This is a genomic window from Propioniciclava tarda, from assembly GCF_900182665.1.
Classification (GTDB): domain Bacteria; phylum Actinomycetota; class Actinomycetes; order Propionibacteriales; family Propionibacteriaceae; genus Propioniciclava; species Propioniciclava tarda.
Map to the genome: position 1 here is coordinate 25,403 of NZ_FXTL01000010.1, position 13,930 is coordinate 39,332.

Genomic DNA, 13,930 nt, shown 5'->3' on the forward strand with positions numbered 1-13,930 from the left:
CGTCTACGTCCGCGCCAGGTCCGCCACCGCGTCGGCGAAGGCAGTCCCCCGCGCGCCGTAGTTGGCGAACATGTCCAGGCTGGCGCACCCGGGTGCCATCAAGACCGTGTCGCCCGGCTTCGCCAAGGCGGCGGCCGCGCGGACGGCGTCCTGCATCGCACCAGTGTCGCCGCGATCCAGGACGACGACGGGGATCTGTGGCGCGTGTCGGGCCAGGGCGCCCGCGATGACGGCCCTATCGACTCCGAGCAGGACGGCGCCGCGCAGCTTGCCACCGTAGGTCTGGACGAGCTCGTCGAACGTCGTGCCCTTCGCCTGTCCACCAGCAATCCACACGATCGAGTCGAACCCCCGCATCGAGGACGCCGCCGCGTGCGGGTTGGTCGCCTTGGAGTCGTTCACGTAGGTGACCCCGTCCACCTCGCCGACGGTCTGGATGCGGTGATCGCCGATCGCCAGGTTGCGGAGCCCCTGCCCGACCGCCTGCGGGGGAACGCCGAAGCTGCGCGCGAGCGCCGCAGCCGCGAGCGCGTTCTCGACGTTGTGGGGCGCGAACGGCTTGACGTCCGCCAGATCGGCGAGCGGCATCGCCGAGTCGCGGCGCTGCTCGACGAACGCCCGATCAACGAGGAGGTCGTCGACAACGCCGAGCATCGAGGGCGCCGGAATGCCGAGGGTGAAGCCGATGGCGCGCGCGCCCTCGGTCACGTCGGCGTCCGCGACCAGCTGCTCGGTGAGCGGCTCGGCCACGTTGTAGACGCACGCGTGCGTGACGCGCTCGTAGATCTTGGCCTTGTCGGCGACGTAGGCGGCCATGGGGTCGTCGGTGTGGGCGTACCACTCCAGATGGTCGGCGTGCACGTTCAGCACGGCCGCCGAGTGCAGCGCGACCGTGTGCATCCAGTGCAGCTGGAAGCTGGAGAGTTCGACGGCGAGCACGTCGTAGTGCACCTCGTCCAGGATCGCCTCGATGATGGGGCGTCCGATGTTGCCCACGGCGTCCGTGGTGAGCCCGGCGGCCGACAGCATGGACGCCAGCATGCTGGTCGTGGTCGTCTTGCCGTTGGTTCCGGTCACGGCGAGCCACGGCACGACCCGGTCCGGATGCATCATGCGCCAGGCCAGTTCGACGTCTCCCCAGACCGGGACGCCCCGGGCGGCCGCCGCGGCCAGGAGCGGTGCCGTCGGACGCCAGCCAGGAGACGTCACGACCAGATGGACGCCGTCCGGCAACTCCGCGGTGCTGCCGCGGCCCAGTCGGACTTCGACGTCGAGGTGGCGCAGCAACTCGGCCTTCTCGACGTTAGCGGAGGTGTCGGCCTCGTCGAGGACGAGCACTCGCGCGCCGAGGTCGATCAGCCCGTCCGCCGCGGCGAAGCCGGATGTCCCGAGGCCGGCCACGACCACGAAGGCCTCGTTCCAGGGCGACAGCCGGTCGGCGTCCGCCAGCCAAGGCAACGTCATCGGCCGACCACCCACTCGGCGTAAAACAGGCCTAGGGCGGCGGCGACACACAGGCAGGCCAGGATCCAGAAGCGGACGACCACCGTCTGCTCGGCCCAGCCCTTCATCTCGAAGTGATGGTGGAGCGGAGCCATCTTGAGGATCCGCTTACCTTTGGTGGCCTTGAAATAGCTCACCTGCAGAACGACCGAGAGCGCCTCCAGGACGAACACGCCACAGAGAATCACGCTGAGCAGCTCGGTGCGGGTCAGGACGGCGAGGCCGGCGACGGCGCCGCCGATGGCCAGCGAGCCGGAGTCGCCCATGAAGATCTTGGCCGGGGACGCGTTCCACCACAGGAAGCCGAAGCAGGCGCCGGCCAGCGCCAGCGAGATCATGGCGAGGTCGTGCGGGTCACGCACCTCGTAGCACTGCGGACCCGAGTTCGCGTAGGCGCAGTTCTTGTTGTACTGCCACAGCGTCATGATCGTGTAGGCGGCGAAGATCGCCGACGAGACGCCGGCAAGCAGCCCGTCGAGGCCGTCGGTCAGGTTGGCGCCGTTGCTCATGGACGCCGTGATGAACACGATCCAGGCCACGGCCGCGAACACGGGAAGCGAGAGCCAGGGCAGATCGCGCAGGAACGAGACGGCGTTGGTGGCGGGCGTCATGCCCCGATCGTTCGGGAACTGGAGCGCGAGGACCGCGAACACGATCGCGATCACGGTCTGCAGGACGAGCTTGCTCTTGCTGTCCAGGCCGAGGCTGCGGGCGCGCGAGATCTTGAGCCAGTCATCGAGGAAGCCCACGAAGCCGAGCCCGACGAGCAAAAACAGCAGCAGCAACCCCGAGATCGTCGGCGGCCGGAAGAGGACGAGATGGGCGAGGCCGTAGGCCAGCACCGTCGCCACGATGATGACCGTGCCGCCCATGGTGGGAGTGCCGGCCTTCTTGAGGTGTTCCCGGGGGCCGTCGTCACGGATGAACTGGCCGTAGCCCTTCTGCACGAGGATGCCGATGGCGACCCGGGTGCCGAGCAGGGTTCCGATCATCCCGAAAGCCCCTGCGAGCAAGATGCTGATCACCGCGTTCCTTCCCTCAGCAGCGCCGAAGCGACGGTTTCCAGGGCGATGCCCCGCGACGCCTTCACCAACACGACGTCGTCCCCGGTGACCCGACCGATCAGGTCCGCGGTCGCCAGCTCCTTATCCGACCAGTATCGGCCCGGACGGCCGCAGCCCCCGTAGCCACGCACGAGCGCCTCGGCGTGTTGCCCGATGGCGACCAACTCGTCGACGCCCAGCGACGCGGCGAGGCGTCCGATCTGGATATGGGCGTCATCGGCGTCGGCACCCAGCTCCAGCATGTCGCCGAGGACCGCGACGACGCGTCCGCCGGGACGCCGCAGCTGCGCGACGGCGGCCAGGGCAGCCGCCATCGAGTCGGGGTTGGCGTTGTAGGCGTCGTTGAGCACCGCGAGGCCGTCGGCGCGCTGGTCGAGCTGCATGCGCCACTTCGACCGCGTGGTCGCCGCCGACAGGGCTGCGGTGACGGCGTCCAGCGTGAGCCCCGCGCAGAGCCCGACCGCGGCCGCCGCGAGGGCGTTCGAGACGTTATGCCGGCCAAGCACCTGCAGCCGGACGGGAGCGCTGGCGTCCCCGTCGTGGAGGGTGAAGGAGAACCGCTGGAGGTCGTCCGCGGCGACGTCGCTCGCCCACACGCGCCGATCGCCCGCGGCCGGCTCGCCGAGCGCCGAGTAGTACGCGACCCGGGCCGGCGTCCGGGACGCCATGGCCGCGACGAGCGGATCATCCGCGTTCAGGACCGCCCAGCCCTCAGCGTCCAGGGCCTCGACCAACTCGCCCTTCGCCTGCGCGATCACCTGTTGGCTGCCGAACTCGCCCAGGTGCGCGTGGCCGACGTTGAGGACCGCTCCGATGCTGGGCGGGGTGATCGTGCAGAGGAACGCCACATGCCCAAGCCCGCGGGCCCCCATCTCCGACACGAGGAACTGCGTATCGGCCGCGACCCGGCAGGCGGTCAGCGGCAGCCCGATCTCGTTGTTGAAGGAGCCGACCGGCGCGATGGTTGGTCCGGCCGGGGCGAGCACCTGCGCGATGAGGTCTTTGGTGCTGGTCTTGCCCGAGGAGCCGGTGACGCCAATGACGGTGAGCCCGCGCGTCCGGGCGGCCGAGACGACGCCGCGCGCGACGCCGGTCAGGCCCACGATCGTGTCGGCGACGACGACCTGGGCGATCGGCGCGTCGACGTGACGCTCGACGATCGCGACCGTGGCGCCCTGCGACGCGACGCCGGCCACGAAGTCGTGCCCGTCAACGCGCTCCCCGGCGATGGCCACGAACACTGCCCCGGGGGTTACCTGACGGCTGTCGGTCACCACGTCGGGCCCGGCGACGACGGACGCCGAACCGATCAGCTCGCCTCCTGCCCAGTCGGCCACCTGGTGGGCCGTGGAGAGGTCCACTACTTCCTCCTCGCCAGGTCGCGGACGACCTCGACATCGTCGAAGGGCCAGACCCGATCGCCGATCGTCTGACCGGTCTCGTGGCCCTTGCCTAGAATCGCCACCCAGTCTGACGGATCAGCGAGCTCGAGCGCCGCCGCTATCGCCGCGCGCCGCTCACCGCCGTCGATGACTCGGACGCCATCGCGCGCGCCGTGCCGCGCTCCGGCCAACACCGCCGCTCGAATGGCTTCCGGGACCTCGCTGCGCGGGTTGTCGTCCGTCACGATCACAACATCGGCAGCCTCGGCTGCGGCGCGCCCCATCGGCTCGCGCTTGCCGGGGTCGCGGTCGCCGCCTGCGCCGAGGACGGCGATGTGGCGTCCACCGGACGGCAGCGCCCGCAACGCCGCCGCGACGGCGGTCGGAGTGTGGGCGAAGTCGACGACGACGTGGGGTGCATCCGGCCCGAGGTCGACCTTCTGCATGCGGCCCGGCACCTGCGCCGTGATCAGGCCAGCGGCAGCCACGGCCACGTCAAGGCCGGCGCTGCCGAGCATCGCGAGCGCGGTCAGGGAGTTGCGGACGTTGAAGTCTCCGAGCATGGAGATGCCGTAGCGCAGCTCGCCGCCCGGATGCGCCAGCCGGACGGTGGATGACCCGTCCGGGGCGGTGGACCAGTCCAAGACGCGATAGTCGGCGTCGGCCTGAACGGCGGTCGTGACCACGCGGGCATGTCCGTCGGCCCTGACCAGGTCGGCCAGGCGGCGTCCCCACGGATCGTCGATGTTGATGACCGCAATCCGGGCTCGTCCGCCCAAGAAGAGTCGGGTCTTGGCCTCGAAGTAGTCGTCCATGGTCGCGTGGAAGTCGAGGTGGTCCTGGCCGAGCATGGTGAAGGCGGCCACGTCGAAACCGATCCCCGTGGCCCGGTGCAGCGCCAGCGCGTGGGACGAGACCTCCATCGCCACGGCGTCCACCCCCGCCTCGACCATGTGGCCGAGCATGCCCTGCAGGTCGGGGGCGTCCGGGGTGGTCACCGTGCCGCGGGGCGTGGCGACCGCGGAGCCGTCGATGCGGAACCCGATGGTGCCGATCGTGGCAACGCGGCGTCCGAGCGCCGCCAGACCGGCCTCGAGGAGGAAGACGGTCGAGGTCTTGCCGTTGGTGCCGGTGACGCCGAACATCTCCAGGTGCTGCGAGGGTCGGCCGTAGATGGCGGCCGCCAGTTCGCCCATCTCCGCCCGCGGATCGGGGCGCACCACGACGGGCACCCCCACCTCGATCGCGGCCGCGCCCGCGGCGTCCGTCAGGATGGCGAGCGCCCCGCGCTCGACCGCCTGTTCCGCGAAGGACGCGCCGTGCACGTGCTGCCCGGGCAGGGCGACGTAGAGGTCGCCGGGGAGGATCTGGCGCGAATCGAGGCAGATGCCGGTGAGGCGTCCGGACGCTCCAGGCGCGAGCGAGTCGAGGGCGATGCCTGGGTGGCGGCGTGGCCTCAAGGGTGCAGCGGACATGGCCTGACTAGCACTTCTTCTTCGGGGATTCCCCTGCCTGCAAGGGCTGCAGCATGCAGTACTGATCGGCGTTCGCGCTGGGCATGATGCCGTAGCGCTGAATCGCGAGGCTCATGATGTCGTGATACACAGGCCCGGCGACCTTGATGCCGGCGCCAGCGTGGGAGTCCTTCTGGAAGAAGACCGTGTAGACCAGCACCTGCGGGTCCTCGGCCGGCGCGACGCCCATGATCGACATCACCAGGTCGTTGTTCATGCGGGCGGTGCCCGTCTTGGCGGCGGTCCGCACGCCCGGGATGCCGATGACCGGGTAGCTGACGAGCACCCGGTTCTCCATCATCCCGAGCATGTCCTTCGACGTGGTCGACTTGATCACGCGGCGCGTCACCGGTGCCGGGACGGTCTTCGCGACGCCATCCGGACCGGTCGTCGAGGCGATAATCGAAGGCGCAACGTAGACGCCGTCGTTGGCGACCGCGTTCACCGCGGCAGCCATCTCGACGGCGTTGACCGACAGGCTGGTGCCGAAGGCGACCGAGTCCATCGTGTAGCTGTCCTTGAGGATCTTGTCGACCGGGAACACACCGGGGTTCTCGCCGGGGAGGCCGATGCCTGACTTCTGACCCAGCCCGAACGCGGTCATGTAGTCGATGTACGCCTGCTTGCCGGCCGCCCCCTTACTGCTGAACGTGCTGCGGGCCAGCTGGATGACGCCCTGGTTGGACGAGTTCACGAGGATGCCGCGCGTCGTGTAATCGACCTCGCCGTGCTGCTCGGAATCGCGGATGGTGTTGTTACCTGACTTGATGCCGTCGGCGTAGGACGCGACGTGGGTGATGCTGTCCGGCGTGGCGCCGCCGGCGTCCAGGACGGTCGCGAGCGTCAGCATTTTCATGGTCGAGCCGGGCTCGAAGGGCGCCGTGATAGCCGGGTTGCTCAACGCCGCGGGGTTGGACTTGGCCACAGCGGCCACGTCGTTCCCGTTGAAGGACGGGGTGTCGGCCAGGCACAGGATCTTGCCGGTCTTGACCTCCATGACGACCGTGAAGCCCCACTCCAGGCTCATGTCGGCGCGCTGCTTGTCGATCAGCTGCTGCGCCTGCCAGCACATGCCCGAGTCGATCGTCGTGGTGACCGAGGCCCCATTGGTCGCCGGCGTGATCGTCGAGTCGGCCAGCGGGATCTTGCCGTTGCGGGAGCTGGCGTAGATCTCCTGGCCCGCCGTCCCGGTCAAGGTCGCGTCCAGCCCGAGTTCCAGGCCGGCGCCGCCCTTGCCGTCCGACACGTAGCCCAAGACGTTCGAGGCCACCGTGTTCATGGGGTAGATGCGGCGGGGGTTCGGTTCCTTGGTGACGACCCAGTTGAGGCTGCTGCCGATCCCGTTGCGACGAGCGTCCGTGACCGGGTCGGCCTGGATGCAGTTGTAGACCTCGATGCCCACCTGGGTCATCAGCTTCACGTACGGCTTGAGCGAGCCGTCCGCGGCCTTCTCGGTGAGCTTGGCCTTGACCTGGTCGGCCGGCAGGCCCGTGCAGCGCGCGATCACCGGGACGAAGGCGGCGACGATTTTGACGCCGTCCGCCTTGTCGGCGTCGCTGGCCTTGGTCACGTCGGTGCCCTTGCCAGCAATGATGTTCGGGTGGACGACGAGGTCCACCGTGGCCTCGGTGAAGGCGAGGATCTTGCCGTCGCGATCCAGCAACGAGCCCCGCAGCGGCTGCAGTTCGCGGGTGACCTTCATCGCCTGCGCCGCCTCCTTGGCGCGGTCGGACGCGTCGATCACCTGAAACTGGACGGCCCGCGCCCCGGCCACGCTGAAGAACACGGCCAGGGCGAGGAGCAGGATGCGGATGCGTCCGGCGGTGGACGCCAACGGGGCGCGTCCCCGGACCCGCACCCCAGACGGCTGCCGACGCTCGCTCATGGGTGGCCTATGGCTTCGCCGGGGCCGCCGGGGCGGCCAGAGGAGCGGCGGGCAGGTCGAACCAGGGCTGGACGTCGGACCGAACAGGGGTCACCGCGACCGTCGTCGGCGCGGACGGCACCTGGACGCGCAGCGCGGGCAGCTCGTTACCGGTGGCGGGCTTCGGCGAGCCGAGGATCGCACCCGTCCTCAGGTCGACGTAGGCCGGGTTCGGGTTGGGGATCATCCCCAGCGCACCAGCCGCCGCGGCGATCTCGCCCGGCGCCGACTTCACGTACACCTGGGCCTGCTTGTTGGAGACCTCCAGGGCCAACGCGGCAGCCTGCCGCTGCGCCCGGTTGAGCGCCATCTGCGAGTTCTGCACGTAGACGTTAAGGGCCAGGAGGCCGACCATTCCGACGGCCAGCAGCAACACCACGAGCATGGCGAACGGCAGCCCTGGGATCGCGGCGCGCTTGCCCCCGCGCACGCTCGTCAGAGGTGCGCGACGCTCGGACGCCTCGGCCTTCGCCTCTGCGACGGTCCAGACGCTCATGCCGCAGCCTCCAGACGCCGGATGGCACGCAGCCGCGCCGAGGCCGCGCGCGGGTTCGCGGCCTGCTCCACCTCGGCGGGACGCTCGGCACCCTTGGTCAGCAACGCGAATTGCGCGCGGTGCTCGGCCAGCACCATCGGCAGCCCGCGCGGCGCAGTGTCGGTGGAGGCATCCCGGAAGGCGTTCTTGACCAGGCGGTCTTCCAGCGAGTGATAGGCGAGCACGGCGAGGCGTCCGTTCGGCGCCAGCGCGGCCAGGGCGGCCGGCAGCAGGCCCTCGAGCGCTTCGAGTTCGTGGTTGACCTCGATGCGGAGCGCCTGGAACGTGCGCTTGGCCGGGTGCCCGCCCGAGATCTTGGACGCCGTCGGGATCGCCGCGTCCAGCACCTGGACGAGACGCGCCGAGGTGTCGAACGGACGATGGATGCGCTCGTCGGCGATGCGCCGCGCGATGCGGTCGGCGAAGCGCTCCTCGCCGAAGGTCCGCAGGATCCGGGTGAGGTCGGCGACCGAGTAGGTGTTGACGATGTCGGCGGCCGTCTGGCCGGACGTGGTGTCCATGCGCATGTCGAGCGGGGCGTCCACGGCGTAGGCGAAGCCGCGGTCCCGGCGGTCGATCTGGAGGGACGACAGGCCGAGATCGGCCAGGATCGCGGCCACGCTCTTCAGCCGCAGGTCCGCCAGAACCTCGGGCAGCTCGTCGTAAACGGCCTGCACGAGGGTGACCCGGTCGCCGAAGCGCGCGAGGCGTTCCCCGGCGAGGGCGAGAGCGTCGGCGTCCCGGTCGATGCCGACCAAGCGGGACGTCGGGGCGGCGTCCAGCAGGAGGCTGGCGTGCCCCGCGAGCCCGAGCGTGCAATCGACGAAGACAGAGCCCGGGGCGGCGAGCGCCGGGGCGAGCAGTTCGACGATCCGGTCGGCGAGGACGGGGATGTGGATGCGGTCGATGTCCGGCATCTGGGCCCTCCTCCCCTGGCTCGGTGTTTCGGACGGCGTCCGCGTGGCATGGCGTCGGCCTCGCGTGGTGCCTGCCACCGGGGAAGTGGTGTCAGGAGCCACTCGAGGCGGAAGCCGCGTCACGCGTCCGCGATCCGCCCTGCGGTGACGTCGGAATCGAGCTCGGCGAACTTCTCGAACGAACTCGCCTCGAACTCTTCCCACGCCGTGCGATCCCAGATCTCGACGCGGTTGTACGCGCCGACCACTGCGATCTCCTTGTCGAGCCCCGCGTACCGCCGCAGCAGCGGCGGGACGGTGAGGCGTCCCTGCTTGTCAGGAACCTCTTCCGAGGCGCCGGACGCGTAGAAGCGCTGGTACTCGCGGGTCGACCGGCTGCTCATCGAGCCGCTCAACTCGCGCGCCGCCTCGTCCTGGAAGCCATCGGGAGTGAACACGTACAGGCAGTGCTCCTGCCCGCGCGAGATCACGACACCCTCACCCAGCGCCTCACGGAACTTGGCAGGCAGGACGAAACGACCTTTGTCGTCGAGACGTGGGTAGTGCGTGCCCAGAAACATGGCACTCCCTTCCCCGCATCGCCCCAATGCTCCACTTCGCTCCACTCTACCCCATTTCCCTCCACTGATGGCAAGGCGTTGCTCCCCCTCAGGGGTCCGTTCGCCCCGCGCGGTGGTCTTGGCCGCCGAGTAGGGTGCAGCCGTGGACAACACCCCTCCCGTCGACCAGGTCTTCTCGCTGGCCTCCAAGCTGCGCTCGACCATCGAGACCGTCATCGAAGGCAAGACCGAGGCCGTCGACATGGCCCTCGTGGTGCTGCTCTCCGGCGGACATCTGCTCATCGAGGACAGTCCCGGGGTCGGCAAGACGATGCTCGCCCGGACGCTGGCCAGGGCGATCGACTGCTCCGTGAAGCGCATCCAGTTCACGGCAGACCTGCTGCCCAGCGACATCACGGGCGTCTCGATCTTCCGGCCGGACACCCGCAGCTTCGAGTTCAAGCCGGGCGGCGTCTTCGCCAACATCGTCATCGGGGACGAGATCAACCGCGCGTCGCCCAAGACGCAGTCGGCGCTGCTGGAGGCGATGGAGGAGCAGCGGGTCAGCGTCGACGGCGCGACCCACTTGCTGCCGCGGCCCTTCATGGTGGTCGCGACGCAGAACCCGGTCGAGATGCAGGGCACCTACCCGCTGCCCGAAGCCCAGCGCGACCGGTTCACCGCGTGCATCGCCATGGGCTACCCGACGCGGGCCGCCGAACAGGCCATGCTGGACCACCACGTGGCAGAAGATCCGATCGACCGGATCGTCGCCGTCACCAACGGCGACGAGGTGCAGGCGGCCGCCGGGATCATCCGCCAGATCTTCGTCCACGCGTCTTTGAAGCAGTACATCGTCGAGGTCCTCGATCGGACGCGGACTGATGCTCGCGTTCGCCTGGGGGCTTCACCTCGAGCCGGGCTGCAGTGGGCACGAGCGACCAAGGCCCTGGCGGCCATGAGCGGACGCGGCTACGTGATCCCCGAGGACATCGCGTCGCTGGCGGTGCCCGTGCTCTCGCACCGGCTCATCCTGAACACCGGCGGCAGCACCCGGACCGCGACCAGCGAGGTCGTGGCCGACATCCTCGCTCGCGTGCCACTCCCCCGACGCGGCTAGGCGACGTGCCCAGAAACCTCACCTCCCTCACGGCCCAGGGCGTGGCGCTGCTCGTCCTCGGGGTGGGCACGTGCGTGGCGGCGTGGTTTCTCCGAGAGCCGGTGGTGCTGTGGCCGGGTCTGTTTCTGGCGCTGCTGCCGCTCGCGTCCTGGCTGGTCTTGAGCCGCGCGCGACCGCGGCTGCGGCTTGCTCGGACGCCGCGTCCGGCCGAGGTCGAGGCCGGCACGCCGTTGGACGTGGACGTGGTCGTGACCCAGTCCGGCGCAGCCGCGCCGTGGCCCCTCACCGTCACCGACTTTGTGCCTACCTCGTTCGGACGCCCCCAGTCGATGCGCCTCAGCCCGCCCGGCGCCGGACGGGCCACCGGCGCCACCTACCAGTGCCGGCCGCAGCGCCGGGGACGCTTCGTCTTGGACGCGCTCGAGTTCTCCACGTCCGAGCCGTTGGGGCTGGCTCGCCACCGGACGCGTCCGGCAGTGCGAACCGAGGTGCTCGTGACGCCCCGAGTGTTCGCCCTCGAGACGGCCGAGGGGGTCGCGTCCGGTGACGTCGCCGAAGAGACGTCACTACCCCACCTGGCCTTCGGCGGACCCGACGACGTCCTCGTCCGCGAGTACCGTCCGCGCGACGACGTCCGCCGCATCCACTGGCCGTCCACCGCCCGCACCGGCACGCTCATGGTGCGGCGCGAGGAGCAGGAGTGGGACCCCATCGCGTGGGTCCTGCTGGACACGCGTCCGGTCGCTGCCGCGTCCGAGGCGGCCGCCGACGATCGCTTCGAGTACCTCGTCAGCCTCGCGGCGTCCGTGGGGGTGACGCTCCTGGACCACGGCTTCGAGGTCGGCCTGTCGACGCCGGACGGCGCGACGTTCGCGTCCGAGTCGCGCGTTCACGGGACGCCGTCGCGGGACTGGCTCCGCCACCTGGTCGACGCCCGTCCGACCGTCGGGACGATGGCCACCGCGGTCTCGGCGGTGACACCGGGCCCGACGGGGCACCTGATCGTCGCCGTCCTCGGACGCCTCACGCAGGGCGACGCGATGGCCCTGTCCACGCTCGGCTCGCTGCGACACCGCTGCCTGTGCCTGTACGTGCCCGTCTCGACGCCGGACGCCGCGGCGCGTGCCGACGAGGCGCAGGCCATCGACCTGCTCACGGACGCCCACTGGCACCTGGCGCCCGTCACCGTCGGCTCCGACCCCGCACCGGCCTGGGAGTCACTGTCGGGGGCGTTGACAGGGGGACGCCGATGAAGGGCCCGCCCGTCGCACGGAAGGCGTTGCTGGGGCTCGCGCTGCTCCTCGCCGTTGTGCCGCCGCTGACGACGTGGACTGCGATCGTCCGGGACCCCTCGGCGTTGGTCTTGGCCGGCGGCGGGGCGTTGGGCGTCATCGCCACCGGCATCGTCGTCCGGACGCTGCGCGTACCCGAGCGCTTCGTCGTTGCGCTGCAGGTGATCGTGCTGGCCGGGGTGCTGGCGTGGGTGGCATCCTCGCTCGGCGGGCTGCTGCGCGTGCCGGCCCTCGTTGCGGACGGCGTCCGGCATCTCGCGACCAGCAGCGCACCCGTCTCGCCGTCCATGGGGACGACGCTGCTGCTGTTCATCGCCATCGGCGTGCTGGCCCTGGCGGCCGACGTCGTGACGATCGCGCTGGAGCATCCGTTGGCGGCCCTAGCTCCCCTGCTGGTGCTGCTGCTGGTGCCCGCGTTGGTGCCGAAGACCCACGCGGGCCCGGTCACCGGGATGCTGTGGTTTGCGCTCGGCTTCACCGCCGTGTTGCTGGCCGGAAACGTCCGCTTCGCGTTCCCCGAAGGCCTGGGGGGCCGGCTGGTCTCCCTGGCGGCCGCCGGACTGGTGGCGTCCCTGGCACTGGGGGCTGCGCTGTTCGTCGCCCCGCGCATTCCGCTGCCGTCGGCGTCCGGTGGCCAGGACGGCGACCCGATCCAGATGGCGGACGTCAGCCTCGACCTCAAGCGACAGATCAATCAGGGGGCCGACCGCGCGGCCTTCGACTACACGACCAGTGACGGCGCGGGCGCGTACCTGCGGCTCTACTCCCTGCCGACCTTCTCGGCCGGCGGCTGGCACCTGATCAACTCTCCCGTCCAGACTGGACGCCTCCCCGCGCCGCCGGGGCTCGATCGAGGCACGGCCCTCACGACCAAGGTGACGATCACGGGCCTGCAGTCGGAGTGGCTGCCCGCCCCGTACGCCCCGACGTCCACCACCGCCGGCGAGAAGTTCGGCTTTCTGCCCGACTCGCTGGCCTTCCTGGCGCTCGGCGTGCCCGGCCGGGCCTCGGCCACGTCGTCGCTCAGCTACACCGTGCAGAGCGTGCAGGCGAAGCCGACGTTTGACGAGCTGGCCGCCGCGCAGGCTGGCAGCCCGCCGGACGCCGAGGTCACGGCGTCCGTGCCGAGCGACATCTCGCCGACCCTGGTCCGACTTGCCCACGACATCACCGCCGGCGCGGCCACGCCGGGGGCGAAGGTCCAGGCGATCCTGGCCTACCTCAAGCGGCCGGAGTTCTCCTACAGCCTGGACGCTCAGCCCGGGTCCGGCTACGAGGGCCTGGAGGCCTTCCTGCTCCGCGACCACAAGGGCTTCTGCGTCCAGTACGCGAGTTCGGTGGCTTTGCTTGCTCGCATCGAGGGGATCCCGTCGCGGATCGCCATCGGGTTCACCCCCGGGCGCTTCGTCGGCGACCACTGGACGGTCACCATGCACGACATGCACGCCTGGCCGGAGTTGTACCTCGCCGGCTGGGGCTGGGTGTCCTTCGAGCCCACCCCCGGCATCGGCAGCGGCTCGTCCTCGCAGGAAGCCCCGACCCGGACGACGACGCCCACGACGACCAGCACTCCCACGTCAACGCCATCGGCGGCACGGAGCGCGTCGTCTTCGGCGTCGTCCAGCCCGCGGCCGGCGGCCGGTTCGCCGGGTGGCCTGCCACGTGACCTCCTGATCGGACTGGGCATCGGGCTGGTGGTCGCCGTTGCCCTAGCCGCTACTCCGGCGCTGCTCCGCGGCCGGATGCGACGGGCGCGGCTGGCGCCCGGACGCGACCCGTCGGTGAGCGCCTTGGACGCCCTGGACGAGATCCGGGCGATCGCGCTGGACGCCGGACGCCCCTGGCCCGCAGGCTCCCCCCGCTATGCGGCGTCCGAGGTCGCCGCCTGGGTGGACGGGACGGCGTCGGCCCAAGGCGTCCGGGAGGTGGGAATGGCCGCGGAACGTGCCCAGTTCGGCGGCCCGGGCCAGGAGCCGTCCGCGCGAGATTGGACGCCGGTGGCGACGGGCTTCGCCGCGGACCTGGCGTCGCGGACGGCATCCAAGCGGCAACGCTTCAGGGCACGCTGGCTGCCAGCATCGCTGTTCGGCTGAACGAGAAAGGCCGACCCAACGGGGTCGGCCTTTGGATGATCTGGGTG

The 13,930-nt window shown here is 70.6% G+C and carries 10 protein-coding genes and 1 pseudogene; 3 read left to right on the plus strand and 8 right to left on the minus strand.

What is annotated here, in order from left to right; genetic code table 11:
• Positions 1 to 3: 3 nt before the first annotated feature.
• The 8 genes from murD to mraZ all read right to left on the minus strand — a co-directional run bounded on the left by murD (position 4) and on the right by mraZ (position 9,399).
• Entirely contained in the window at positions 4 to 1,479 is a 1,476-nt protein-coding gene (gene murD / locus FN821_RS08710; RefSeq protein WP_421958048.1) for a UDP-N-acetylmuramoyl-L-alanine--D-glutamate ligase, read from the minus strand.
• Complete coding sequence (gene mraY / locus FN821_RS08715; RefSeq protein WP_131172260.1) at positions 1,461 to 2,528, minus strand: phospho-N-acetylmuramoyl-pentapeptide-transferase; 1,068 nt, start codon at positions 2,526 to 2,528, stop codon at positions 1,461 to 1,463. Before mraY ends, murD begins: the two co-directional genes overlap by 19 nt.
• Positions 2,525 to 3,928 (minus strand): UDP-N-acetylmuramoyl-tripeptide--D-alanyl-D-alanine ligase, encoded by a 1,404-nt coding sequence (locus FN821_RS08720; RefSeq protein WP_131172259.1) that lies wholly within the window; start codon positions 3,926 to 3,928, stop codon positions 2,525 to 2,527. The genes mraY and FN821_RS08720 overlap by 4 nt, the downstream gene beginning before the upstream one ends.
• The gene (locus FN821_RS08725) at positions 3,928 to 5,424 is read right to left on the minus strand and encodes a UDP-N-acetylmuramoyl-L-alanyl-D-glutamate--2,6-diaminopimelate ligase (RefSeq protein ID WP_131172258.1); all 1,497 of its coding nucleotides are present in this window, start codon (positions 5,422 to 5,424) and stop codon (positions 3,928 to 3,930) included. Before FN821_RS08725 ends, FN821_RS08720 begins: the two co-directional genes overlap by 1 nt.
• A 7-nt stretch (positions 5,425 to 5,431) precedes the next feature.
• On the minus strand, positions 5,432 to 7,348 hold the full coding sequence (locus tag FN821_RS08730; RefSeq protein ID WP_131172257.1) for a peptidoglycan D,D-transpeptidase FtsI family protein: 1,917 nt from the start codon (positions 7,346 to 7,348) through the stop codon (positions 5,432 to 5,434).
• 7 nt (positions 7,349 to 7,355) lie between these two features.
• Complete coding sequence (gene ftsL / locus FN821_RS08735) at positions 7,356 to 7,883, minus strand: cell division protein FtsL (RefSeq protein WP_131172256.1); 528 nt, start codon at positions 7,881 to 7,883, stop codon at positions 7,356 to 7,358.
• Positions 7,880 to 8,839 carry a 16S rRNA (cytosine(1402)-N(4))-methyltransferase RsmH gene (gene rsmH / locus FN821_RS08740; protein ID WP_131172255.1) on the minus strand — a complete coding sequence of 320 codons (960 nt, stop codon included), beginning with the start codon at positions 8,837 to 8,839 and terminating at the stop codon, positions 7,880 to 7,882. The genes ftsL and rsmH overlap by 4 nt, the downstream gene beginning before the upstream one ends.
• 119 nt (positions 8,840 to 8,958) lie before the next feature.
• A complete protein-coding gene (mraZ, locus tag FN821_RS08745; protein WP_131172254.1) occupies positions 8,959 to 9,399 on the minus strand; it encodes a division/cell wall cluster transcriptional repressor MraZ in 441 nt (146 codons plus the stop codon).
• A gap of 178 nt (positions 9,400 to 9,577) precedes the next feature.
• On the opposite strand from mraZ, the pseudogene FN821_RS08750 reads away from it, so the two are divergent.
• From FN821_RS08750 to FN821_RS08760, 3 genes and pseudogenes are all read left to right on the plus strand, one after another.
• Positions 9,578 to 10,412 (plus strand): annotated as a pseudogene (locus FN821_RS08750) (AAA family ATPase); the annotation flags it as partial.
• Positions 10,413 to 10,503: 91 nt separating this feature from the next.
• Positions 10,504 to 11,751, plus strand: coding sequence for a DUF58 domain-containing protein (locus FN821_RS08755; protein ID WP_131172253.1), 1,248 nt, complete (start codon positions 10,504 to 10,506; stop codon positions 11,749 to 11,751).
• On the plus strand, positions 11,748 to 13,883 hold the full coding sequence (locus tag FN821_RS08760) for a transglutaminase TgpA family protein (protein ID WP_131172252.1): 2,136 nt from the start codon (positions 11,748 to 11,750) through the stop codon (positions 13,881 to 13,883). The genes FN821_RS08755 and FN821_RS08760 overlap by 4 nt, the downstream gene beginning before the upstream one ends.
• Positions 13,884 to 13,930 lie beyond the last annotated feature (47 nt).

What these genes read in the sequence shown, in the direction of transcription:
- FN821_RS08730 (WP_131172257.1), bottom strand. Translation starts at nt 7,348, where the DNA reads ATGAGCGAGCGTCGGCAGCCGTCTGGGGTGCGGGTCCGGGGACGCGCC.
- FN821_RS08760 (WP_131172252.1), top strand. Translation starts at nt 11,748, where the DNA reads ATGAAGGGCCCGCCCGTCGCACGGAAGGCGTTGCTGGGGCTCGCGCTG.
- rsmH (WP_131172255.1), bottom strand. Translation starts at nt 8,839, where the DNA reads ATGCCGGACATCGACCGCATCCACATCCCCGTCCTCGCCGACCGGATC.
- mraZ (WP_131172254.1), bottom strand. Translation starts at nt 9,399, where the DNA reads ATGTTTCTGGGCACGCACTACCCACGTCTCGACGACAAAGGTCGTTTC.
- ftsL (WP_131172256.1), bottom strand. Translation starts at nt 7,883, where the DNA reads ATGAGCGTCTGGACCGTCGCAGAGGCGAAGGCCGAGGCGTCCGAGCGT.
- FN821_RS08725 (WP_131172258.1), bottom strand. Translation starts at nt 5,424, where the DNA reads ATGTCCGCTGCACCCTTGAGGCCACGCCGCCACCCAGGCATCGCCCTC.